Source organism: Vibrio rubrogenes (assembly GCF_059641415.1).
Genome location: NZ_JCARSY010000027.1, coordinates 25,488 through 51,056, shown reverse-complemented (window position 1 = coordinate 51,056; position 25,569 = coordinate 25,488). Strand labels below are relative to the sequence as shown.

22 protein-coding genes are annotated in these 25,569 nt (G+C 44.8%); 11 read left to right on the top strand and 11 right to left on the bottom strand.

Going from position 1 to position 25,569, the window contains the following annotated elements; translation table 11 throughout:
• Positions 1-29: 29 nt before the first annotated feature.
• Positions 30-449, bottom strand: a complete 420-nt coding sequence (locus tag AC55NX_RS16055; RefSeq protein ID WP_496996644.1) for a hypothetical protein — start codon at positions 447-449, stop codon at positions 30-32.
• A complete protein-coding gene (locus AC55NX_RS16050; protein ID WP_496996643.1) occupies positions 439-681 on the bottom strand; it encodes a hypothetical protein in 243 nt (80 codons plus the stop codon). The genes AC55NX_RS16055 and AC55NX_RS16050 overlap by 11 nt, the downstream gene beginning before the upstream one ends.
• A gap of 376 nt (positions 682-1,057) precedes the next feature.
• Between AC55NX_RS16050 and AC55NX_RS16045 the strand changes: the two genes are divergently transcribed.
• From AC55NX_RS16045 to AC55NX_RS16025, 5 genes are all read left to right on the top strand, one after another.
• The gene (locus AC55NX_RS16045) at positions 1,058-1,378 is read left to right on the top strand and encodes a DUF6694 family lipoprotein (RefSeq protein WP_496996642.1); all 321 of its coding nucleotides are present in this window, start codon (positions 1,058-1,060) and stop codon (positions 1,376-1,378) included.
• Between the two features lie 326 nt (positions 1,379-1,704).
• The gene (locus AC55NX_RS16040) at positions 1,705-2,649 is read left to right on the top strand and encodes a D-2-hydroxyacid dehydrogenase family protein (protein ID WP_496996641.1); all 945 of its coding nucleotides are present in this window, start codon (positions 1,705-1,707) and stop codon (positions 2,647-2,649) included.
• A 417-nt stretch (positions 2,650-3,066) separates the two neighbouring features.
• Positions 3,067-3,495, top strand: a complete 429-nt coding sequence (locus AC55NX_RS16035; protein ID WP_496996640.1) for a GNAT family N-acetyltransferase — start codon at positions 3,067-3,069, stop codon at positions 3,493-3,495.
• 196 nt (positions 3,496-3,691) lie between these two features.
• On the top strand, positions 3,692-4,162 hold the full coding sequence (locus AC55NX_RS16030; RefSeq protein WP_496996639.1) for a GNAT family N-acetyltransferase: 471 nt from the start codon (positions 3,692-3,694) through the stop codon (positions 4,160-4,162).
• 33 nt (positions 4,163-4,195) lie between these two features.
• Positions 4,196-4,936, top strand: a complete 741-nt coding sequence (locus AC55NX_RS16025) for a sulfite exporter TauE/SafE family protein (RefSeq protein ID WP_496996638.1) — start codon at positions 4,196-4,198, stop codon at positions 4,934-4,936.
• A 94-nt stretch (positions 4,937-5,030) separates the two neighbouring features.
• Here AC55NX_RS16025 and AC55NX_RS16020 read toward each other — a convergent pair whose 3' ends face one another.
• Entirely contained in the window at positions 5,031-5,264 is a 234-nt protein-coding gene (locus tag AC55NX_RS16020) for a hypothetical protein (RefSeq protein ID WP_496996637.1), read from the bottom strand.
• 321 nt (positions 5,265-5,585) lie between these two features.
• Between AC55NX_RS16020 and AC55NX_RS16015 the strand changes: the two genes are divergently transcribed.
• Positions 5,586-7,643, top strand: coding sequence for a hybrid sensor histidine kinase/response regulator (locus AC55NX_RS16015; protein WP_496996636.1), 2,058 nt, complete (start codon positions 5,586-5,588; stop codon positions 7,641-7,643).
• A gap of 59 nt (positions 7,644-7,702) precedes the next feature.
• Here the strand turns inward: AC55NX_RS16015 and cqsA are convergent, their stop codons facing one another.
• The 4 genes from cqsA to AC55NX_RS15995 all read right to left on the bottom strand — a co-directional run bounded on the left by cqsA (position 7,703) and on the right by AC55NX_RS15995 (position 14,246).
• Positions 7,703-8,875, bottom strand: coding sequence for an alpha-hydroxyketone-type quorum-sensing autoinducer synthase (gene cqsA, locus AC55NX_RS16010; protein ID WP_496996635.1), 1,173 nt, complete (start codon positions 8,873-8,875; stop codon positions 7,703-7,705).
• Between the two features lie 440 nt (positions 8,876-9,315).
• Complete coding sequence (locus tag AC55NX_RS16005; RefSeq protein WP_496996634.1) at positions 9,316-12,390, bottom strand: efflux RND transporter permease subunit; 3,075 nt, start codon at positions 12,388-12,390, stop codon at positions 9,316-9,318.
• Between the two features lie 2 nt (positions 12,391-12,392).
• Positions 12,393-13,526 carry an efflux RND transporter periplasmic adaptor subunit gene (locus tag AC55NX_RS16000; RefSeq protein ID WP_496996633.1) on the bottom strand — a complete coding sequence of 378 codons (1,134 nt, stop codon included), beginning with the start codon at positions 13,524-13,526 and terminating at the stop codon, positions 12,393-12,395.
• A gap of 189 nt (positions 13,527-13,715) precedes the next feature.
• Positions 13,716-14,246 carry a YgjV family protein gene (locus AC55NX_RS15995; protein WP_496996632.1) on the bottom strand — a complete coding sequence of 177 codons (531 nt, stop codon included), beginning with the start codon at positions 14,244-14,246 and terminating at the stop codon, positions 13,716-13,718.
• A gap of 182 nt (positions 14,247-14,428) precedes the next feature.
• Here AC55NX_RS15995 and AC55NX_RS15990 point away from each other — a divergent pair, with 182 nt between their 5' ends.
• Positions 14,429-16,312, top strand: a complete 1,884-nt coding sequence (locus tag AC55NX_RS15990; RefSeq protein ID WP_496996631.1) for a DUF294 nucleotidyltransferase-like domain-containing protein — start codon at positions 14,429-14,431, stop codon at positions 16,310-16,312.
• Positions 16,313-16,334: 22 nt separating this feature from the next.
• Positions 16,335-17,057: an exonuclease domain-containing protein gene (locus AC55NX_RS15985; protein WP_496996630.1), complete on the top strand. Its 723-nt coding sequence runs from the start codon at positions 16,335-16,337 to the stop codon at positions 17,055-17,057.
• Between the two features lie 13 nt (positions 17,058-17,070).
• On the opposite strand, the gene AC55NX_RS15980 is transcribed toward AC55NX_RS15985, so the two are convergent.
• Both AC55NX_RS15980 and AC55NX_RS15975 read right to left on the bottom strand, forming a co-directional pair.
• Positions 17,071-17,526, bottom strand: a complete 456-nt coding sequence (locus tag AC55NX_RS15980) for an NfeD family protein (RefSeq protein WP_496996629.1) — start codon at positions 17,524-17,526, stop codon at positions 17,071-17,073.
• Positions 17,526-18,473 (bottom strand): SPFH domain-containing protein, encoded by a 948-nt coding sequence (locus AC55NX_RS15975; protein WP_496996628.1) that lies wholly within the window; start codon positions 18,471-18,473, stop codon positions 17,526-17,528. The genes AC55NX_RS15980 and AC55NX_RS15975 overlap by 1 nt, the downstream gene beginning before the upstream one ends.
• A gap of 444 nt (positions 18,474-18,917) precedes the next feature.
• Between AC55NX_RS15975 and nosP the strand changes: the two genes are divergently transcribed.
• From nosP to AC55NX_RS15960, 3 genes are all read left to right on the top strand, one after another.
• Complete coding sequence (nosP, locus tag AC55NX_RS15970; protein ID WP_496996627.1) at positions 18,918-20,090, top strand: nitric oxide-sensing protein NosP; 1,173 nt, start codon at positions 18,918-18,920, stop codon at positions 20,088-20,090.
• A complete protein-coding gene (locus tag AC55NX_RS15965) occupies positions 20,083-21,144 on the top strand; it encodes an ATP-binding protein (protein ID WP_496996626.1) in 1,062 nt (353 codons plus the stop codon). The genes nosP and AC55NX_RS15965 overlap by 8 nt, the downstream gene beginning before the upstream one ends.
• Before the next feature lie 294 nt (positions 21,145-21,438).
• Complete coding sequence (locus tag AC55NX_RS15960; protein WP_496996625.1) at positions 21,439-23,160, top strand: sensor domain-containing diguanylate cyclase; 1,722 nt, start codon at positions 21,439-21,441, stop codon at positions 23,158-23,160.
• An 11-nt stretch (positions 23,161-23,171) separates the two neighbouring features.
• On the opposite strand, the gene astE is transcribed toward AC55NX_RS15960, so the two are convergent.
• On the bottom strand, positions 23,172-24,176 hold the full coding sequence (gene astE, locus AC55NX_RS15955; protein WP_496996624.1) for a succinylglutamate desuccinylase: 1,005 nt from the start codon (positions 24,174-24,176) through the stop codon (positions 23,172-23,174).
• Between the two features lie 21 nt (positions 24,177-24,197).
• Positions 24,198-25,538: an N-succinylarginine dihydrolase gene (gene astB / locus AC55NX_RS15950; protein WP_496996646.1), complete on the bottom strand. Its 1,341-nt coding sequence runs from the start codon at positions 25,536-25,538 to the stop codon at positions 24,198-24,200.
• Positions 25,539-25,569 lie beyond the last annotated feature (31 nt).

Sequence of the window (25,569 nt, the reverse complement as noted above, 5' to 3'; positions counted from 1 at the left end):
GCAATACTTCCCGTTTTACCGCCAAAAACTCACCAACAGAAATTCAAAAACAGAAAGTCGGTTTCTTTATAACGAAGCAGTTTTGCATGGTCGTCAAGATAGAGATCCAATCGACACACATTGTGTAAATCAGGTTGCCCTTCTTCGGCGATCATATCCAGCGCATCAATCACTGAACGCTGATTTTTGTAAGACCAACTGACTGAGGCCAAAATATCCGGTGAGAAAAAAGTCGCTAGCCATGGCCGTTTAATGACAAACATCACTGGCCCTTGTGAAACATCTTTGATTTCTGATGTATCGTCATACTGATATAGCCAAACCTGTATCGGCTTGTCTGGGTTGTTGTAATGAATGTACATCCGTTTCGGAAAGAAAAAAGCAACGATAAAACCGATACATATCAATAAAAGAATCATTCGAATTATTTTGACTGGACTAGCTTTCATTTTCTAATTCTTTTCTGTGGGGGTGAAAACATAAATGAATGTCACGAGCTGCGTCAGAAAAACTCGCTTGCTCCAACCGTTTCATTAACTCCGATGAGGTCAATGTTGCTAACGAATCGCCGTAATCCTGATATAGTTTGAAGCCAACCTTCACAGCAATCACATCATCCGGGGCATCGCCCGAGGTGGTCATATTATCGAGAAACTGTGCTCCGCCTGCACCTCGTCCCACATCGCGGATCTGAAAGAGCAAATGGCATTGCGGATTGATGTCGTGCCCTCACTGACCGGATCGACGGTTAAAATTCGTAGTTAAGTGCCACGACTCACTGATACACGCTCATCAGTTGCAGCGGATTAAATGGCGCATTAAACGGGGGGCGCCGATAATTTTTCTATCTGCTGCATGTCCAGTTGCTGAAACTCAGATTCTATATATTTAGCGATTTATTGGTAAAAGCATTCAAAAAATCAATATATTATTGATATCATGTACATCTATGGTCTTTGTCACAGGTGTCATATGCGGATATGGTCTCTTGAAAAGACGGTTAAATGTATAGGCCCGACGTTTAACTTTACTCATCAGGGTCAACGGAGAAAATTAAATGAAAAATCTACTTAAGCTTGTGGTTACTATTACAACTATTTTCCTGCTTTCAGGATGCGGAGACCCCACTCTTGATACCTCATCTGACGCAGCCCTGAAAGAATCGGTAAGTAAAATTATGGCCGATCTCTCACAAGACGATCAAGAGCGATTCAAAAAAGCACTGACAGGTGTTTATATGTTTGGTGCATTAGCCTCAATGGGTAGTGATAATCCAGAACAGGCGAGAGCAAAAATTGATGAGAAATTGAATGGAAAAACAGCGGAAGATATTTTCCAATTAGCGGATGAATTAAAACAGCAGATGAACAATAGATAAGGAACGTTCGAACATTAAAGCGTATTGGCGCTTTCGTTGTAGCTTTGTCAGATGTCTCTGTGAGTAGTGCACTGGAGAATGGAACAGCAATGGTACTGCTCAATTTCTTCATCATCCCTCCCCAAAAGTTGTGTCATCTTACGATGCAACTTTTGAGTAACGCTTCTGTTTAAATTAAGTATCCTCTTTTTCATTTCTTGCGGGGGATGTTTTTATTATGATTCTGATCAGCTGGATAATTTTAATCATGATCAATGAGAGTGACTTTAGAATTGATAATGCGGTCGGACAATATCCGCTGATACGCATATAACAAGGAGAGTTCAGTGAAAATAGCTGTGTTGGATGACTATCAGGATGTGGTCAAAACCTTGGATTGTTTCAAATTATTGTCAGCGCATGACGTAACCGTTTTAACCGAAACCTATGCTGAGCCAGAGTTGATTACCAGACTCAAAGATACCGAAGCACTTGTTTTGATTCGAGAGCGTACCACCATCACTGAATCGCTGCTTGCTCAGTTACCCCGTCTCAAAGTGATTAGCCAGACTGGCAAAGTGAGCCAGCATATTGATGTTCAATTGTGCGAGAAATACGGGATTACCGTGTTAGAAGGACGAGGCTCACCGGTGGCACCCTCTGAATTGTGCTGGGCCTTGCTGATGGCTGCCAGTCGCCATATCCCGGCCTATGCTGCAAACCTCAGAAACAATCAATGGCAAAACGCTGGTGAACTTGGTTTAGGACGCACGTTAAAGGGACTCAAACTCGGGATTTGGGGCTACGGGAATATCGGACAGAAAATCGCTCAATATGCGAAAGTATTTGAAATGTCCGTTGTCGTCTGGGGCAGTGAGCAGTCCCGGACGCTTGCTCAAGCGCATGGCTTTGAAGCTGCCGAATCAAAACAAGTGTTCTTCTCCACTGCGGATATTGTTTCACTCCATTTACGTCTCAATGATGCCACCCGAGGGTGTGTGACCGCTGACGACTTAAAGCAAATGAAACCGGATTCTCTCTTTCTGAACATCAGTCGTTCGGAGCTGGTTGAACAATCAGCGCTATACAACGAGCTCCGTGCGGTTCCGACTAAACAAGCTGCGATTGATGTGTTTGATTCTGAACCTGCGTCAATTCATCACGAACCGTTGCTCTCACTGCCAAACGTCATCGCAACCCCTCATATTGGCTATGTTGAGAAAAATAGTTATGAGCTGTATTTCACAATCGCTTTCGAGAATATTTTGGCGTCGGCAAAAGATATTGGATAAATCTCAACACAAAGGAAATGGGTCAGCGGCTTTTCCGATGGTCAGTCTTATTCACCAGCAGAAATTCAAAAATTGAAAGTCGGTTTCTTCATAACGAAGCAGTTTTGCATGGTCATCAAGATAGAGATCCAACCGACACACATTTTGTAAATCGGGTTGCCCTTCTTCGGCTATCATATCCAGCGCATCGATCACCTTTTGATTGGACTAGTTTTCATTTTTTAATTCCGTTCTGAATGGGTGAAGACATAAATGAGTGTCACGACCAAATTTAACTTTCATTGTTCAAAATTGGGACGAATTGTGTCGGTTCATTGATCACAGAACAATTTAAATCATAATATATTCCATCACCTAGTTGTGTTGATGCTCCCCCATCACTGGAAAGGTCTTATAGTTAAAGAAAGGATGCAATTCATGATCGATATTCAAGAGCCAACAGTATCTGACGCGGCAGCCATCGCAGCACTACTCGAGTCACTCGGTTACCCCGGCACTGAACCATTTATTGAAAGCCGGATCACTCAACTTATCTCCCATGACAACGATGTTCTCCTGATCGCTGTTAAAGAGAATGTGGTGATTGGTGTTATTTCTCTGCACTTTATTCCACAGCTCGCTTTGCCCAGAGATTTGTGCCGCATCAGTTATTTTTGTATTTCTGAGGCATCCCGAGGAGAGGGCGTAGGTACCATGCTTGAGTCTCATGCTGTTGATATTGCGAAAGCGCGCGGCTGTGATCGCATTGAAGTCCATTGCCATTCCAGACGAGTGGATGCACACCGCTTTTACTATCAACAAGGGTATGTAGAATCGCCAAAATATTTATTTAAATCAATCGATTAAACCGCAACAAAACGTAAGCTGCGATGGAATCTGACCCAGATTTTTATATCAAATATACATAACAGCACATAAGAGATTTGTTCTGTGTGACATTTTGATATATAACGATTTTTGTGGTGAACGAGAAATTTTAGCACGGCATTCAGGCAAGCTTTCACCTTATTTAACCTCATACAAATAAGGAAAAATTCAGCATATGGAAATCAAAATCGATGATTTATCCGGCGGAGAAGTGATTAGGTTACTCGAAGAACATCTGGCAGATATGTACAGCAATTCTCCCCCGGAAAGTGTTCATGCCTTAGATATGAATGCGCTAAAATCTCCGGAAATTACCTTCTTTAGCGGTTGGATCGGTGATGAACTGCAAGGTTGTCTAGCCTTCAAACAACTGACCCCTGAGCATATTGAGTTGAAATCAATGAGAACCTCGAAGTCTGCCCGCCAATCCGGTGTAGCCACAAAACTTCTCATTCATGCACTCAATATCGCAATTGACAGAGGATATCAGAAAGTCAGTCTTGAAACGGGATCTCACGACTTCTTTAGCCCGGCCAGAAAGTTATACGAAAAATTTGGTTTCCGTTATTGCGGTCCGTTTGCTCATTATCAAGAAGATCCGCATAGTCGTTTTATGACCCGAGCGCTGGTGGAAAAATTCGAATAGCAAAGAACAACCGCTTAAGCCTCATTTTTACCGTTGTATACACATAGTAAGGAGAAACGAACCATAGAATATTTACTAGGCTTATTCGCATTATTGACATCCATGGTTGCAGCCACAATTGGATTTGGTGGCGGTATGCTCTTAATCGTGGTCTTTCCATCCTTTCTCAGTCCTGGATTAATCATACCGGCTTATGGTGTGGTTCAACTCGCGAGTAACGTTTCGCGAATGCTTTTTTCATTAAAATATGTCAAGTGGAAACTGCTGCCTAAATTTTTGATCGGCTCAATCATTGGGGCGCTGGTAATTGGCTATGGTCTCTCTCATGTTTCAATGGAGTATGTCCCCGCTGCAATTGGTTTATACATTCTACTCAACCTGTGGAGCACTAAGTTTTCGGCGGTGGTCGGTCGATACGAAAGCTATTATTTGATTGGATTCTTACAAACGGGTTTAGGGCTGGTCGTTGGTGCAACAGGTCCTTTGGCTTTAAATGTATTAACCAAACAGCTGAAGTCTAAAGATGAAATCATTGCAACGAGCGCCTTGTTTATGACGATCAGTCATCTGGCAAAAATTCCTGTCTATTTATCGATCACCGCGGGCTTATTCGCTGATTTAAACCTGATTATTTACATGGTTATCGGCGCAATACTAGGTTCATTTTTAGGCACAAAACTTCGTTTGAGAACCAATAATGACAAGATGATTAAAATCATCAAAGTGTTACTGACCTTGTTTGCCATCAAAATGATTGGGAGTGTGGTGATATAGTTTGGTGTTAGTTTTCAGTCAGCGCAGGTTAATGGATAGTACATGCTGCAACCGGTAGAGTGGTTGGTTTGGGTCGCGATCTAAACAGAAAGTACTACAGAGATAAAAAGCTCACCATGTTAGAACTTGTCGCTGTTCCGCCCGGCCCATCACCGATATTAACTGTACACTCTCCAACGTTCACCACACCGCCACAACTGATACCACTGATACCACTGATACCACTGATACCACTGATACCACTGATACCACTGATACCACTGATTGCACAAAAAAGTACTCGGGTATCTAAGTCCATTGACGTTGAACGGCAAAAATGTCGTTTCATGAAGTATCCGGCCAGTCTGGAACAGAACATCAACCTAATACAAAAAATTCAATTATATCTATTATATTCAATATCTTTTATTTACAAAAAAGAAAATAAAAGCCAAGTCATCGCACTCTGCGATTCACGGTTACTACGGCCATATTCCACAACAACCATATAAAACACATGCTTAATACAAAAGGGCATTTCTCTTCGGGGTATAATCAGGTAGTCTTAACGTTACACAACATCAAAGTTAGACCATCACATTGCTGATATCGTGACCGTAATCTAACAGACAATAAGCAAACAATTTGTTCGGTTTAGGCTAGAAAATCAATGAATGTTATCAAGAAAATATACCAATATGCGGAACCTAATTTATCCTCCGTGGGATGGATGGGGTTTTTCGGCTTTCCCGTATATTATTACGTCTGGAGTTATCTTTTCCCTCAGCCATATGAATCTCTTTGGTTGAGAGCTCTTGGCTCACTACTCTGTCTTGGTCTCGCACTGCGTTCTTTTGTACCAGTAAAATTTAAAAAATACCTTCCTTATTACTACTACTTTACGATGGGGTTTTGCCTACCATTTTTCTTTGGCTATATGATGATCATGAATGGTTATAATAATGTATGGGTTATGTCTTTCACGGCCTCTATATGCCTGCATATATTACTGATTCATGAAACGAAATCGCTGATTATTCAAACGGTCATTTCAATATTTACAGCATATATTATCGCTATTTATATCAAAGGAAATGAACTAAGTTACTTCACTGATTGGACATACATACCAATATTTCTTTTCGTTTATATCTTCGGTAATGTATTTTATTTTAGAAATCAGATATCTCATGAAATAAAGGTATCAATCGCAAAATCCTTCGGTGCTGGAATTGCGCATGAAATGCGTAATCCTCTCAGTGCAATCAAGTCATCTATAGAGCTCATTCAATCACTGCTTCACACCAAGCACCCAACCGACTCAGTACCTCATTACACCGTCGAACAGCATGATTATCAGATGGTCAATGAGCTACTTAACGATATGCATAGCACTGTGGATTCTGCCAATGAGACGATCAATCTACTGCTCACCTCGATAGATCAAAATCGGATTCCGACATCAACTTTCAAAATATATTCTGTCAGTGATATTGCGCAACATGCCATCCAATCATTCAGCTACAAAAACCCACTGGATCGGCTGGCTATCAATATTACAATTGAAAATGATTTCAGATTCTTGGGTAGTGATATTTTACTAAAATATGCCTTTTATAATTTATTCAAAAATGCATTTTATTACCAAAATAACGAAAACTTTTACATTAATATTTCTATTACATCACATAACAATTGGAATCAAATTACAGTTAAAGATAATGGGGCTGGGATAGCGAAGGAACACCTTCAGGATATTTTTAAGGACTTTTATACGCATGGTAAACATGGTGGATACGGCTTGGGATTACCATTCTGTCGACGTATTATGGAAGCTTTCGGCGGGAAAATTGAATGTGCTTCCGTGTTAGGTCAGTGGACGGAGTTTACACTCTCATTTCCGACTGAATCTTCTTCGGGAATGAGAAAACTTAAAGAAGAGCTGGTGATTGAAAAAACACTACTTTACATTGGTAATATGAGTGATGTTTGTCTACAACTGAAAAAACAAGCACAGCAGATGGGATTCCACATCGAAACCGCCACATTGACAGAAGCGGTCAAACGCAAGGAATATGAATTCGAGTTTGATGTGATTATGGTTGATCTCAACCAAGTTGACCGGCAATGGGATCTGCTTACCGTTTTGGAATCTCAGCTTCACTTCTCTGAGGCACAAATTCATTATATTTATGATGCCAACAGCCAGTATCCGATTCATATTGAACGTCACCTTTCTGTCTATCCGCTGGAAAAAAACGATCTGTTTGATCAAAGCGCCTCGATTTTATATCAATTGTTTTTTGAACTGGCAGAGAAAATTGAAGCCGATAGAAACGTAATTCCTTTCAAGCAGGAACGTACGGAGAAATGTATTCTTATCGTGGATGATAATCACTCCGTTCGCAATTTGACGGCAATCCTTTTAGAGAAACAGGGCTATCATGTTTTGCAGGCATCGAATGGTCAAGAGGCTCTAGGAACGATGGAAGCGCATGCAGTTGATCTGATTCTGATGGATATTGAGATGCCAGTCCTTGATGGCATTGAAACAACCAGTACGATTCGCAGTTCCCAGAAACCTTATCGACATATTCCAATTCTTGGTCACACCGGTGATACAAATACACCAACGCTTAAGCGAATTCGGAATTCAGGTATGAATGATTATATTATTAAGCCAGCAGATACGAATAACTTACTGGATAAACTAGCAAACTGGATATAAGCACCCTCATTGATTCCATATGAAATAATATCGATATTACAGAGTATACAGTTCATATGTTACTTAAAGTATACAGAACTATTTTCTAGCAACTCACCACAAACATTTATTATTTTATTTATATTATCAAAACTTAACGCACTATTGATTGAAAAACGAATAATATTTCTATTTTTAGGTGTTGCTGGACGACAGAAAACAGAGCCAAATATACCTTGTTCCTCAAGAATAACTCTAATTTTCTTAGTATTCGACTCGTCACCAGTTTCTAATGAAATAATATGCGACTGGCTTCTTATATCAAGACCGATCTCCTTTAACCCAAGTCGTAAATTTCTAGATAAATCAAACAACTTTTCTCTTCTATCATCAGCACTTCTTATTACATCCAATGTCGCTTTTAACGCTGGGATTTCGTGACTCATCATCGTTGAACTAAAAATATTTGAAAATGCTGCATACGGGATACACAGGCCAAAATCACTATTTGTACAGATCACTCCAGCACGATAGGCAAATGCTTTTGCTAAGCTGGCAGTCATGAAATCAACTTTTTCCGATAAGCCCAGCTCATTTAATATGCCCGCCCCATTTTGCCCATAAACTCCCAAAGAATGAGATTCATCAACAACAGTAACACAATTATACTCATGAGCGATTGCGACAATATCTTCTAAAGGAGCCACTGTTCCAATGGTACTATAAACAGAGTCTACTACGATAATACCAGGGCCATGACGTTGGATTAATTTTTTCAAATGGTTGCAATTGTTATGCATAAATGGACGAATATTCGCATAACTATAGCGAGCCCCCTCCCACATCGACATATGAGCAAAAAAATCAATATATACATTTGTCTCCGGTACACAAAGTGCTTGTAATAAAGAGACATTTGCACTCCATCCAGACTGAGAGAGAAAAGAGTTACTAAAACCGGTGTATTTTGATATCTCAGCTTCTAATATTTGTTTATGATTGTCATCATGTAGAAATATTGATGACATAAACATATCATTTTTCTTCTGCTGGAGCGACTTGATTAATTGCTCTCGTATATCTATATGTTCAGATATATTTAAATAATCATTACTCTGCATCACAATATCTTTGGGGTTTGGTGTTATCCCAACAACTAAGTTTTTCCCATAATCAGTATCGATAAGATCTTTCATTAAAAAATCCATTCTTGGCTTAATAAACTCAGGTAAAGACTTAGGATAGCTAAACATAATAAACAACCTTCCAAAATATAATAATTAGGAAAGCTATTTTCTCAACAAAGAAGCAATTGTCATCATGATAAATAAATTATTTTGCTTATCATTACAGATTCAATTATATTAAATTCATTATTATTTAAACATCATTACCATTTGGAGGTTTAATTATTTTAAAACACTTACTCCAATAAAAAATATGTTCAAATTTAAAACAGTTAATTATTAGATATAAAATAAGCCTATCGAATTACGTCATTATTCTTACTAAAAAGTAATATAACCTAAAAAATATGATATATCTCAAGACATTGAGTCGATAATTAAAACAAGAGAGTCAAATATCAGACACTGAACAAAATAAACAACCCATTGCATAAAATACTATTAAATACAGCGCTAAAAGGAGCGCTGCCATTCATTGGCAGCGCTGAATAACGAAACTGGGGAAACTACGCTACTTTGTTTGGTGCAGCGCGTTTTTCCCACTGTAGGACCAGACTAATCGCAGCCGGTAGTACCGTTAACGTAATCACGGTTGCCGCCATTAATCCACCGATAATGGCATAGGCCATTGGTCCCCAGAAAACCTGTCTGGCAATTGGAATCATGCCAAGAATTGCAGCAAAAGCAGTCAACAGAATGGGTCTGGCCCGGTGTGTTGCGGCCATCACAATCGACTGATGTGCCCCATTGCCCCGCGTCAGATTGTCATCCACTTCAGAGATCAGAATCACCGCATTACGAATAATCATCCCGACCAACGCAATCACACCAAGCAACGCGACAAAACCGACAGGGGTGCCGGTGGGTAACATCGCTGCGACAATCCCGATCAAACCGAATGGTGCGGTACACAATGCCAGCATCATACTGGAGAAACGTCGCAGTTGAATCATCAGCAACGTCAGCATCACGATCAAAGTTACCGGTAAGACAGCATAAATTGACTCATTCCCTTTCTCCGACTCGCTGACTGTGCCTTCTTCTGTTACTTCATAACCGACAGGTAACTGTTGCCTGAAGGCTTCAATCTGAGGCGCCAATTCGGAAGAGACTTTCTCCGCCATAACTCCGGGCGCAATGTCTGTCTGAACCGTAATAAAGGGTTCCAACTGACGTCGCCAGATAATCGGATCCGTGATGGTATATTCGACTTTCGCAACTTGCCGCAGTGGGATGACTTGATCCTGACCGAGCGATATTTGCAGGTTCTCTATCGTTTCAATATCCTGCTGCTCATTCACACCGCCTTTCACAACAATACTGACCGGATGAATCCCTTCCCGCAGTGACGTGATTGTCTGACCAGAGAAAATCGTCGCCAGTTGTTCAGCGATTTGTTGGCGGCTCAGCCCGACAGCCCGGGCGGCAGTTTGATCAACATCGACACGTAGTAAGCGCTGTGGTTCTCCGGATGTCAGGTTGATATCCCGGGTATCCTCGTGATCAGCAACCACATTCGCCAGTGACTGAGCATATGCCCGAACTTTATTCAGATTCGGTCCACTAACCCGATAACGTAACGGCCAGCCGACCGGAGGCCCGAGTTCTAATGGCGAAACACGCGTAATCCATTCTCCGAAATCACGCCGCATGATAGTTTGTAGCTCTTTGCGTAGCGCTTTGCGTTGCTCAATGTCTTTTGCAACCACCACCACTTGAGCAATGTTCTCCTGATTGAGCAAAATATCCATTGGTAGATAGAACCGAACCGCTCCGGAACCGACGTAACTCGAAAACAGAGCCACCTTAGGGTTATTGGTGAGCTGAGCTTCCAGTTTTTTCACCTCAGCCAATGTGTCTGCCTGAGCAGCATTGGCAGGCAAACGTAAACTCACGAGCAGTTCAGGACGGTCTGACGCCGGGAAGAATTCGGAATGGAGCCGTTCAGATAACACACCGGCGGCAACCAACAAAGATACTGCCAAAACAATGGTTTTCCATCGATGATGAAGAACACCATGAATCAAACGTTGATACCCGATAGAAAGTCGTCCTTGTTTGGCTTGATGGGCTTTCAGGTTGTCAGGTAACAACCATACCCCTAATAATGGTGAGAAAAGAATGGCAACAATCCATGAACTGGCAAGTGATACCATCACCACGACAAACAGCGAATAGCAATACTCCCCGGCTCCTGAGGCAGCGAATCCGACCGGAATAAAACCGGCGATGGTCACCAGAGTTCCCGTTAACATCGGAAATGCGGTATTCTGATAAGCCCACGCAGCCGCTTTTTTACGCGGCCAGCCGTCTTCCAACTTGGAAACCATCGCTTCAATGGTGATCATTGCATCATCGACCAGCAGGCCGAGCGAGATGATCAACGCCCCGAGAGAGATGCGCTGAAAACCGATACCGGCAATCTCCATCCCGGAAAAAGTCATCGCGAGCACAATCGGAATCGACACGGCGACAACCAAACCTGCTCTTGTTCCCAAAGACACAAATGACACTGCGAGTACGATCACGACCGCCTCGATCAGAACCTTGACGAAACCACCGACCGCATCTTTAACTACCGCGGATTGGTCGGCCACTTTGGTGACGTCAATCCCATATGGCAATTGATGCTGAATTTGAGACATTGCATCTCGTAGATCCTGTCCGAACTTTAACATATTGCCATCAGGAGACATCGAAATCGCCAGCCCGATGGCAGCCTTGCCATTGACCCGAAACTGTGATTTCGGCGGCTGTTCGGCTTGCGTATAAATCTCTGCGATGTCACGCAGGGGAATAAAACGATCATGGATACGCAGAACAATCTCTTTCAGGCTTTCAGCCGAGCTGAACGCGCCACTAACTTGCACGGATATCCGTTCATCACCGGTCCGGATCACTCCCGCAGGCGTCACGGCATTTTGGGCCTGTAGACTGTCAATCACCTCTTTAAGATTCAGTCCGAGTCCTGCCAGCCGCTTAGATGAGATGGCCAGCACAACCTGTTGCTCCTGAGCGCCCATCACTTCAATCTTACTTACATAGGGCACTCGCATCAGGGTTGAACGAACCTCATCCACCTTCTGACGCAGCTCTTTCATACTGAATCCATCTGCCGTGAATGCGAAAATCGTCCCGTAGGTATCGGCAAATTCATCATTGACCGCCGGGCCGCTAACGCCACTAGGCAGTTCAGGTGACAGATCCAACATTTTCTTGCGAGTCTGATACCAGATGTCCTCTACTTTATCTGGTGGCGTGCTGTCGCGTAAGTTGACAAAAATAACCGTTTCCCCGGCTCGGGTATAACTTCTCAAATGATCAAGATAAGGGATCTCTTGCAACTTCTTTTCTAACTTATCGGTTAGAAATTGCGTGGTTTCTTCGATTGTCGCTCCCGGCCAATACGCAGAGACCACCGCAATTTTAACCGTAAACTCCGGGTCTTCATTACGCGGTAAGTTTTGAAAACTGATGATCCCCATCACGACGATCATTAACATCAAAAACGAAACCATTTGTTGGTTTTCCAGTGCCCAAGCAGAGAGATTAAAGCGTTTTGCAGATGAATGGGATGCCATGATTACTCTCCCTGTATCAGACGAACTTTCAACCCGGGGCGCAATTGATTGACACCGGCAATGACAACCCGATCACCTTCATCAAGCCCAGAGGACACATAAAGTGCATCATCGCTGTAGCGAGTTACCTTAATCAACTTCAATCGCAGCTCGCGGGTCTGCTGATCCACCACATAAACTGCCGGCTGCTCTCCTTGGCGCGTCAACGCTGCTTTCGGCACGATAACCTGATCAATGGTTGGTAGTTGTAACTGTCCTTTGACAATGGCACCCAGTCCCATCAAATCTGGCGGATCAATCAGTGTGACCCGAACACGGTATGTCCGGGTATACGGATCAGCCTGTGGTGTTACATCACGTAATTTAGCACGCACTTTAATCTCAGGATTGGATAAAAGAGAAACCATGATTTGCGGATCTTCAATCCGAGTCTGTAATACCTGCTCCGGTACTTCAAACACAGCGTCCAACTGACCATTGTATGCCAGTTTGAAGACTTGCTGCCCCGCACTGACAACTTGTCCGGGGTTGGCACTGGTCTCACTGATAACCCCATCTTGTGGCGCAATCAGGTGGGTAAACTGTAAATTATCTTGCGCATCTTTGACGGCTGCCTGAGCACGGTCAAGCTGGGAGGCCGCTGCTTGCCAGTCGGATTTCGCTTCATCATAACGAGAATGCGAGATCGCCCCATTGGGTAATAGTTTTTTCATCCGGGCCAGTGTTCGCTGAGCAAGTGTTGCGGCAGATTTCGCATTATCCAGTTCAGCTTTGGCTTGCTTGAGCGCATTGTTGGCATTACTGGGATCCAAAGTTGCTAAAACCTCCCCCTGTTGCACAGGGTCGCCGACATCATACCGACGATCCAAAATTCGTCCGGCAATACGAAATCCAAGTACCGTTTGCTGATAGGCTTCAATATCCCCTACTTGTGTCACAATCGGTGTTGTTTTTACCGATGAGACCACCATGGTTTTAACCGGACGAAGCGGTTTCGACTCAACTTTCACCGGACCGGCATCATCATAACAAGCGGTTAATCCGCTGATTAAAATCCATAGCCCAAGCGACTGTCGCCAAACGCGATACCGACTCACAACTGATGTCGTTTTTTTCTGACAGATGCGTAATATCATGAGGATATTCCCCTACTTTTTATTTTGAATTCAATCGATATTACCGATTTATGATCCAGAATGAATGGAAATTTCATAGATATAATGGTGGTCAGACCGGACAAGTAGTCCGGGCATTCAAATGACGAAAAATATTTGGAAGGGGGGTCTCAAAGTGAGTCGGAGTCGTCCGTCAGTCGCATCATATACTTAACATTCAGGTGTTTTCATCAACAGATTGACCGATTGTCGGTGGATGCGATACATCGTTAACAAGTTCATACTTAATAGCGAGGTTTCCAGCATCATGCCGCCAATCGACCCCACAATAATATTGTTTGTGAGCCAGCATATGCCGCCCAACAGAAAACCGATACGCATTTTGATGCCAGAAAGACAAAACACCGAATAAGTTCCGATCACCGTGCCCACGACAGACCAAAGATCCCACCAATGATTTGCCATCCATAAACCGCTGATGAGACTGATGACAATGAATACCGCCGCGACACGGGCCGAAGAGACAAAAATAGCGGTCGTTGTCCGGGCGGCAGACAACATCATACTGAGTGCCGAAACCGTTGACCCTAATAACAGATAATGAATACAGTGATTTAGATTGAAAATCAGCATCAACACTTTCAAACGCCGATCATTCTTCTGATAAAACGTCGAAAGTCCTAAAACAAAACTAACCAAGCCTAACGCTTGTGCGAACGTATCATTCACAGCCACACTCATCTAATAATTGACCAATCAATAAAAATAATATCTTGAATAAAATAGATAAAAATAAAAATCTTGTCAGTAAATAGCGCTATAGTTGCACAAATTCAAATTTTTGAAAAGCCATTTTAAAAATACTATTCATCTTGCCATGCAACGCTATAATAGCGCGAACAGCATCAAAGTAGAATGAATCTATGAGTACGTCGATCACGCCTAACATCCATGATTTTCTGGTCAGAATCGACCCGTTCGATAAGTTGCCGCCAGACTTGGTTGCTTCCATTGCGAATACCGTCAAAGTCAAATACTTAGTGAAAGGGGAAACGATTGATTTTAGTGCACTGTGTGAACAACGCTATCTCTATATCATCAGAACCGGTGCCATTGAACAACGCACCCAAACCGGTGAGCTGCGCGCCAGACTCGGTCAGGATGATCAATTTGGCTTTACTTTTCTCAAACCACTGGTCAATGCAGAAGATGGCTATCAGGCTCAAGCCATTGATGATTCGCTCCTGTATCTGATCCCTCATCAGGAGTTGACGCTGGTCTGTGAAACCTACCCGGATTTCGCTGACTATTTTGCCGCACAGGCCAACATCCGACTCACCTCAGCAGTGAATGACGTGTGTAAAAAAGAAGCCAACGGACTTTTCTTTCGCACTGTCGGAGAAATCGCCAGTGAGAATATTACGATCGTCAACGATCACGATAGTATCCGCGATGTTGCACGCATGATGTGTGGCAACATCGCACATGACAAGCAACGCAGCTCTTGTGCAGTCATCATGCAGGATCAGGAAATTGTCGGTCTGGTGACAGATCGGGATATGACACAATCGGTGGTTGCGACCGGACGTGATATTAATGAGCCGATTGCAACGGTCATGACTCGACATCCGCATTTGATCGAACATGACGCCAAAGTGATCCAAGCTATCTCATTAATGATGCAATATAACATCCGCTGTTTACCCGTCTTGACAGGGAAGCGAGTCACCGGACTGCTCACCACCACTCATCTGGTTCACAATCATCGTACGCAATCACTGTTTCTGCTCGAAAAAATCAAATACGCAAGTTCGGTCAATGCATTGGCTAACCTAAAAGGCGAGCGGGAAACCATATTTCAGGCGCTGGTCGAAGGTGGGGTCAGTGCTGAAATTCAAGGGCAGATCATGTCGATGATGATGGATGCTTTCACGCGCCGCATTATTCAACTCAGCGAAGAAGTCATAGGGCCGCCACCCTGTGAATATGCATGGGTAGTGGCCGGCTCTCATGCCCGAAATGAAGTCCATATGCTCTCCGACCAAGATAGTGCGTTAGTGCTCTCGGATCACGCCAGTGATGAACATAAACTCTATTTTACCCATCTGGCGATGCGAGTCTGCAATGCACTGGCAGCCTGTGGCTATCCAGTATGTGATGGTCGTTACATGGCCGCATCCCCGAAATGGTGTCAACCGGTTTCCCGTTGGAAAGAATACTACCAAAAATGGGTATCCAGCCCGGAATATAACCGGCTGCTGAGCATCAGTGTATTTCTTGAAGTCCGCGCCATTTATGGCAAACGAGAGCTGGTCGATCAGATTCAGCACCATTTGCATGATTGTATTCAACAAAGTTCCGGATTTATCCCGGCACTGGTACGTGATGCCGTTGAAACGCAACCCCCTCTCGGGATTTTCAATCATCTGGTCCTCGAAAAGAGCGGTCAAAACAGCCATACCCTGAATATTAAAAAGTATGCGTTGAATCTGATTATTGATCTGGCACGAATTTTTAGTCTTGCAGCCGGAGGCTCTCTGACCGGTACGGAAGAGCGCTTCCGCTACGCTGCAAAACACGGGGTGCTGTCTCAGGACAGTTGTGAAAACATTATTGGTGCCTACCGTTTTATCACTCAGGTTCGCTTTCGCCATCAACTGAATGCGATTCTGGCCGGAGACACACCCAATAATCATATTATTCCTGATCATTTCAGCAGCTTTGAACGCAAACATTTGAAAGATGCGTTTAAGATCATCAGCGAATTACAGGATGTCGCCAAGCTGAAATTCGTCAAAGGAAGGTAGACATTACAAAGGAAGACCAATAATGCTGACTGACTGGCTGCAACACTGGATACATCCATCCGACGCGGAAACGATGCGGCAACGGATTCAAATCAAACCATACTGGTCGGCTGCGTTGCGGGCATATCTGTCACACCCCTTTCCCCACCCGGATACACCGCTCAGCGCTTTGCAATTTCTCGCGCTTGATTTCGAAACAACAGGCCTGACGCCAGCACATGATCAAGTGCTCTCGATTGGAATGATGGATTTAACCTTAGAAGCTATTGATATTGCCAGCCATGAAGAGCTATTGATCAATCATGGCAAGTTCATTAAACCGGAGACGGCGCAAATCAACGAACTGACACCGCACGCTTTGGCGCAAGGCATCTCTCTGGTCGATGGGATGAACCGGCTGCTGGAGCGGGCACAGGGGAAAATATTACTGGCACATCATTGTCAGATAGAAAAGAGTTTTATTGCAACCTTTCTCCGACATCATTACCAGCTTCAATCGTTTCCCGCTTATTTTGTCGATACCCTCAAGATTGAAAAACGTTTCAGTTACGCGGGGAGAAGCAAACAACACGGCAGTTACCAGTTGAATGATTTACGGCGTTACTACCACCTGCCCGATTACTGTGCTCATTCGGCAGCCAGTGACGCACTCGCCTGTGGTGAACTGTTTCTGGTTCAAGCCAAAAAGCTCGGCTTACAACAAGCCCCTATCCGGCAGTTGCTGACCGGACAGGGGCTTTCATGAGAAGAGTCTTTGGTTACTGTTTTGCCCGGATGAATAATTCACCGACCTGCAAATGGACCACTTCCACTAAAGTGCCTTTGGTTAATGGCTCTTGGGTGATCAGACGCCACGCAATGCCAGAAAAACGATACGATGTCGGATTTTCCGGTGTGGTATCTTGCGGCAGCACAAAACTGTGACCAATCAGATCGCTGTGTACGCTCGTATGTTCAGGCTTTTTCTGGGCTCGTTTAAAAATCGGCCACAAAACTCCACCCGAGAGCAGTGTATAGATGGTCGTCGCCACTAGTGCCCATTGCCATGTGGTAGGAATCCATTCGAGATACATGGACAGTGAAGCCAGTAATAATCCCATTCCCATCAATAACAACACAAACGTACTCGCGCCCAGCACTAACACTTCAACCGCCAACAAGATCAATCCAAGTACCGCCAGTACCTGCACCAAATGCGCTATGATAAAGTCCATTATCGGCTCTTATTCAACTGACTGATAATCGAGGTCGCCTGTGCCACGATAGAACTGGTGTCTGTCGCATTGTCTGGCAGAATCACCATGGACGATTCTTTGGCAATGGCCTGCTTCGCAGCAATCGCTTTGGTCGCAAGTTCAAGCTGAATCGCTTTCTGACCACTTTCGGTATTGGCCGATTCACCGATAGTTTGCAAGGCTTCTGCCTGTGCATTTGCCACCGCAATAATGGCTTTGGCTTCCCCTTCTGCGCGGAGTATTTGCTCTGCTTTATCGGCTTCCGCTGACAAAACAATCGACTGTTTTTCACCTTCAGCACGGTTAATCGCGGCCTGACGATCCCCTTCTGATTCCAAAATCTGAGCTCGCTTGACCCGCTCAGCTTTCATTTGTGCTTCCATCGCTTCCATCACAGACTGAGGCGGAATAATATCTTTGATTTCATAACGCAGCACCTGAATTCCCCAAGGGCCGGCCGCTTCATTGATGGCAGAGACAATATTGGTGTTCAGCGCATCACGCTCTTCAAAAGTTTTATCCAACTCCATTTTACCCAGCTCAGAACGCATTGTTGTCTGGGATAGCTGAGTCACCGCAAAAATATAGTCATCGACACCATAGGTGGCTTTATATGGATCAAGCACCCGAAAATACAGCACACCATCCACATGCAGGGAAATATTATCTTTGGTAATCGCACTTTGTTGGGGGACATCCACAGCTTGCTCTTTTAATGAGCGGTCAGCAGCAATTCGATCAATAAAAGGCACCAGAAAATGTAATCCGGCTTCTTTGGTTGACAGGTATTTGCCAAACCGTTCGATCAGATAAGCCTGATTCTGAGGTACAAAAATAATAGAGGACTTGAGTAAAAAGAATACAAAAAGAAGCAGTGCTACAGGCACTGTAAATACATTATCAAACAGCAGATTCACGATATCCATGGGCAAACTTTGTTCCTCAGTAAGCATATAAGCAAATCAAAGTGTACTGCCCTCTCATCACCAAAGAAAGCATTTCCTCACATTCATATTGCTCATATCAATTTCACGTAAACATACAGGGAAAAACCGTGATTTGCTGCGCAAAGCAAAGATGATGATCACAAATACAACAGGGCACTTTTGATCTTTCTGTTGACGACCAACTATACCTATAGCGAAACCATCATACATATCACGCTTGCCTCCTCTTGTCGTGGTATGCAAATGACAATTCTTATAACAATGGCTTACATGAAAGGACATCCATACTTAGACTGACTTCTTTGATATGGATGAGAGTCAGTGCTACCAGAGGTGGGCGACGCAAGTTGAATGATACGTTGGCAGAAACATTGCGCTCCCATCGGCTGGTAAGGCACACAACGGTCATCTCCGGAGGCAATTATGGGTAAACCGAATCCGATCCTGACAGGTCATTCTTGTGCGCCGGATGCAGCAACCGCTGTTTCAGAACTTCGGACACAAATTTGTCAGCCACAGATGGCATTGGTCATTTTCTTCTGTTCCAGCAACTATGATTTACCGCAACTGACGACGGCAATGAATCAGCACTTCCCTGATGTGTTGGTTGTGGGGTGTACCACTGCCGGTGAAATCGGTCCTGCGGGTTATCTGAACCACAGTCTTACGGGGATCAGTTTTTCTACGACATGCTGTACTGCTGTCGTTGGCCATCTCGATCAACTCCAATCTTTTGATATCTCTTATGGCCGCTCATTTGCACAAGATCTCCTGCGTCAGTTGGAAAGTTCCGCCTCTTATGTCGAGACAAACCAAAACTTTGGCTTCTTACTGATCGATGGGCTCTCGGTGCGAGAAGAGCCGGTTACCCATGCTTTACAAGACGGCCTCGGTAGTATCCGGATGTTTGGCGGCTCTGCCGGTGACGAATTGAAATTTGAACAAACTTGGATCTTTGCCGACGGGCAATTCCATACCGATAGTGCAGCTCTGGTCCTGATCAATACCTCCCTGACCTTCCACCTGTTTAAGACACAGCACTTCGTCTCCGGTCATGAGCGGATGGTCGTCACCGAAGTCGACGCCAAGAATCGAATCGTTAAAGAAATCAATGGACTGCCGGCAGCTGAAGAATATGCCCGTCTCGTCAATGTTGACCCGGAACAACTGACCTCTACCCATTTTGCCGCTTGGCCGGTCGTGGTGATGATTGATGGAACCGATTTTGTTCGCTCGATCCAACATGCGAACCCGGATGGTAGCCTGACCTTCTATTGTGCAATCGATGAAGGTGTCGTGCTAAGAGTGGCTCACGGTGAAAACATGCTCGATAAGTTAACCGTCACGTTGAAAGAGCTAGAGGAACACTTGGAGCATATTCAGGGCATGTTAGTGTGTGATTGTATATTACGTAATCTGGAAGCAACCCGGGACGGAAGCAAAGCCACCGTCAGTGAATTGCTCCGCCAATACAATGCGGTGGGATTCAGTACCTATGGCGAACAATTTGGTGGTGTCCATATCAATCAAACATTGACAGGGATTGCGTTCGGTAACGAGATGACGTCTGATAACCAGGAAGACGCCAATGACTGAACCAGCAAAAGATGAAGCATCTCTGCGTCAGGAGATTCGCCGCCTCAATAAAGTCATTACCTCACTGATGGACCGGGCAGAGCGTGAGGCAAACAAACTATCCGGCAACTACGGTCTATTTCAGGATGCGGTGATGCTGGAAAATCAAGTCCGCCGTCGCACGGCTGAACTCGAATCAGCATTGCGTGAAAATGAGCGTATCAACCGTGACTTGACTCAGGAACGCGAAGGACAGCGTAAATTGATCAAAAAGCTGGAAGATGCCCACAATCAACTGTTGCAATCAGAGAAGCTGGCGTCGATTGGTCAATTGGCCGCAGGCGTTGCCCATGAAGTGAATAATCCGATCGGTTTTGTCAATTCCAACCTTGATATGCTCAAAAGCTATGTCGAACAATTATTGGCGCTGCATGATCAATATACTCAGTACGAAGCAGAGTTATCGCCTGAGTCAATCGCCCGGCTCGATGCCTACAAACGCAACATTGATATCGATTATCTGCGTACGGATATTGTCACATTGGTGAACGAGTCCATCGATGGCGTGGCACGCGTCCGGAGAATTGTGCAGGACTTGCGTGATTTTTCACGTCCCGGCAATTGTGAATGGCAAACCACCGATATTCATAGCTGCATTGACAGTACGCTCAATGTGGTCTGGAATGAAATCAAATTCAAAGCAGAGGTGATCCGCAAATACGGCACACTGCCTCCGATTGAATGTCTGCCCTCTCAGCTCAATCAGGTGTTCCTCAATCTGCTGGTGAATGCAGTTCAGGCCATTCCTGAATGGGGCACCATTATCATCCAAACAACCGTGGATCAGGATCAGGCTGTCATCTCGATTTGTGACAACGGTATTGGCATCGATGAGAAAACTATTTCCCATATTTTTGACCCATTTTTCACCACCAAACCAATCGGTAAAGGCACAGGGCTGGGGCTTTCAGTCACTTATGGCATTATCGAAAAACACGGAGGACGTATTGAGGTCGATTCGACACCGGGAAAAGGCAGCACATTTACTATCCATCTGCCAATCAAACGGGCCTGAGTTGACAGTAATGTTCTCACAGCGACCGGATATCAACTGCGGCTGACTCGATTATGTGCAGGCAGGGCTTATTGAAACCGTATCGTTATGCTCTCATGCAAGATAAATCATGTAAATTGTATCGCTATTGAGATAATTAAAAATAACGTTCCCCATATCAAGCGAATGCCGTTTTAAACCATGGCATCATATCTAAAAATGCTAGTATGACATGTCATCCCATTAAAATTATTCCAGATGATGTGAAGTTGCCACCTCAATTCTCGTCCAAAAGATAAAATAGAATAAGCACATATGATGATGCGTTTTGTATTGATTATTTTTTTGCTGGCTGTTGATTGTCAAAACACTTTGGCAGCAACAGCTCACCACAATAGCATTCCGACATTACTGACAGATGTAGCGTATTTTCATGAGGATACCACAACCCCCTTATCACTTGCGCAGGCCGAGCAACGCTTTCAAACCGGAGACATACAACACCCGCCTCAGGACTTTATGTCGTTCGGCATCCACGAACGTGCCACGTGGATTAAATTAGATGTGCAAAATAACACGCAGGTTGAACAATATCAGCGTCTCAATGCAGCGCAGGCATGGGTCGATTATCTGGCAATTTATTTAGTCAATGACCGGGGGTTAATTCAAGCATGGCATTCCGGTGATTATCAGGTTGCCGATTCACATCTGTTACCCGGTGTTGGGTTTGTGTTTGATATGGCACTCCCACCCGGAAAAAGCCAGATTTTCATCCGTGGTCAGTCGCTCGACCCATTGACACTCCCTATTGCTTTACTCGATGCCTATCAATCCAGATCTCTCGATGCACAAATCCATTTCACGTCCGGTATCTTGTATGGCGTATTGTTAGCTCTGGTCGGGATGAACCTCGTTTTATACTTTTCCATAAAACAGTTGGATGCACTGTTCTACTCGCTCTATATCAGCTGTTTTATCATCGTTAATATTTCTTACAATGGTTATGGCTTCGCTTGGTTGTATCCCAATTCACTGCTGATTGAAAACAATCTCACCCTGATCATGATGATTTTTCATGGCGTCTCAGGATTAGTCTTTGTATCTAACTTTCTGCGTATCCATCAACACACCCCCAAATTAAATCTGACCCTACTGATCTATAGTGGCTTGGGTATCTTGGCGATAGTATTACTGAGCAGCTTTAACATGCATCTTTGGGCAACCAAATTTGCGTTTAAATTTCTCTCGCTGACCACCATGATTATGATCTTACTGGGTGCTTTAAACCTGAACAGAACCAAAGACACACGGTACTTTCTGATTGCAGTCGTATGCAGTATGTTAGGGCTGCTCATTACCACACTTTCAGTATGGGGGGTCATTCCTTATAACTATTACAGTTACAACGGAGCGGTATTCGGTGTGGTTTTTGAGGCCATCATTCTGGCCGTTATCGTGGCTTATCGCCTGAAAGATTTTGAACAACAAAGAATTACAGCAGAATACCTATCGTCATATGATCCACTAACGGACTTGTTCAACAGACGCTCATTCATGGCGGCAGGCCACCAGTGTATTCAGCAGTCGAGCCGTGCAAGAAAACCACTCAGTTTCGTCATGATGGATATCGATCACTTTAAGCAAATTAATGATACATACGGACATCACATCGGTGATCTCGCCCTGATACACATTGCCGGACTGCTCAAACGCCATACGCGAGAGCACGATATTGTTGCGCGCTGGGGGGGTGAGGAAATGGTGATATTGCTCCCCGATACCAATCCGGAACAGGCGCTCGCCTATACCGAAAATTTACGGGCCACGATTGCAGAAACGCCATTCCGTCACGAGGAGCAAGACATTCATATTACGGCCAGTTTTGGCATTGCGACCCGGATGAATGCTGAAGCACTAGAAACACTTTACCGACTCGCGGATAAACGACTGTACCAGGCCAAACAGCAGGGAAGAAACCGCGTCGAACCTCAAGATGAGAATCTCCCCATAACCACGCAGGATCTGTATTGGCGATAGCCGCTCCCGGCTTACATTAACGCATCGAGATCGGCTTCTGCCAGCATCAAACCGGCACGCAGACCGGTCTTCACCCCGGCATTGGGGAAAATCAGCCATTCGTTGGCGCGCTCGACCCGGTACATCACGTCCCCGTCTTGTGCAATCAACGTTCCCTGTGCAAAACTGGTAAAGTTTTTGGCATCATCACTCACATCAATAAAATGAAAATCATCCGATAGTTTTTTCAGTTCGCGCGCAACCTGATACACCTTAATCGGTGCCAACATATCGGCAGAAAATGCTTCACCACAGATAAAACATGCCAATGCCTTATCAGCTGCGGCAAACTGGCTCAGATCATTTTCACCGAAGGGGCGGGCCTTGCCTAACTCAAGCGTACAACTCTGCACTTGCAACGCGGCATGAGTGTAATAACTGAACGTACCACCGGGGATCGGATTAATTACCAACGCTTCCAGCCCCATGCCGATCAACCCATGAAGAAAATCATCAGAAGCCAGTGTCTTTTGCGGTAATACGCCGAAACGGAGATGAAATGATTCGCGAATTGCCGTGTGCAGATCAAAATGAAATCGTTCTGTACCGGTATCGGCAAAAAACGTTTCGACGATGTTTTCCAGCTCAATCGCGCGCTGAGTCTCCGAGCACACTGGGTAATCTCGATGATAACCGTGAAATAATCGGTTCAAATCCACCGTTTGATAACGCACTCCGGCCCGAATCGCATCGGGATTGCCGAGCACCACCAATAAGCGAACCGCTAAGGGCATTTCCCCGTTTAACAAGCGGTTGACGTGGCGTGACAAAATCTCAATCGGTGCGGTTTCATTGCCATGCACACCAGCCGACATCAAGACATGTTTGACTTCAGTTGCTGCAACTTTCGGTTCCAGCAGCAACACACCATCCGCCAACCATTGCCACGTTAAATGATCATTCTCACCGGATGTCACTGCCGGTGGTTCTCCCTGTAACATTGGTCCTTGTAACATCGTATGAAGAAAATCCTTCATCTTTTTCTCCTTTCCTACCGATTAACGCTGGAACGGATAGATGGATCCTAAATGCAGAATCCGGGTCAACTCATCCAGCGCGGTCTGGTTTTCGAGCAACAACTGAGGATCAGCCAGATCATGTTCCGACAGGCGATCGCGATAATGTGTCTCGACCCAGTTCGTAAGCGTCCGGTAAACGTCATCATTCATGAGAACATGCGGATTGGTAGCCTGAATTTCAGCGTCATTCAACACAACACGTAAACGCAAACAAGCCGGACCGCCGCCATTACGCATACTTTCCCGTAAATTGAAGATCTGCACTTCATCAATCGGACCGCCACGTTGTATCAGTTCGGAAAGATAGCGCCACACCCTTTCATGTTCCCGGGCTTCCTGCGGGACGACAATCAGCATTTTACCATCGGGTTTGGTTAAAAGCTGGCTATTAAATAGATAAGTGTTAACTGCGTCAGCAACTGATACCTGTGCGCTCGGGACTTCAATCGGGGTAAATTCTCCCCCGACCACAGCGAGCTTATCGCGGATCTCCGCAAATGCAGCCGAGGTATTGAGAAATGCCTCCTGATGATGAAACAGTACCGGACCGTTACTGACGGCAATCACATCGTTATGGAATACCCCTTGGTCAATCACTTCGGGATTCTGCTGGACAAAAACCGTCTTGCCCGGATCCAACTGATGGAGACGGGCAATGGCTTGACTGGCCTCGCGGGTCTGACGTGCGGGATAGCGCTTCGGTTCGACTCGCCCGCCATAAACTTGACGACCATAGACGAAGACTTCCACACCCGCAGCCCCATAATGCCGACATAAACGATTATGGTTGGCCGCCCCTTCGTCTCCCATCACGGCTTGCTGTGGCAGTGCCGCATGATGGACAAAATGATCGGGGTCGGAAAAGATACTGCGCAGCGCATTGCCGGTGGTCTCTTCTTCAATGGCCCGGTGAAATTTATTATTCAAATTTGCTACCGTGAAATGTACCCGTCGGTCTTGTGTATCTGCCGACGGAGAAACCGTAGCCGCATTGGCAACCCACATCGAAGAAGCGGAGCTTACAGCGGTCAGAATCTCCGGGGCTTGCTGCGCGGCTTGAGTCAGCACCTGAGCATCGGTTCCGGAAAATCCCAACCGACGTAACGTCCGAATACAGGGGCGTTCCTGTGGGGGCAGTATCCCCTGCTTGAATCCGATATCCGTTAATGCTTTCATCTTCTGCAACCCTTGCAGTGCTGCCAGCTTCGGATTGGCAGCCTGACTTTTGTTGCTGGTCGAAGCGACATTCCCGAATGACAGTCCGGCATAGTTGTGCGTCAACCCGACTAAACCGTCAAAATTGACTTCAGCGGCAGACATGGGTGATTGCTTGTCTTGCGTCATTTTCATC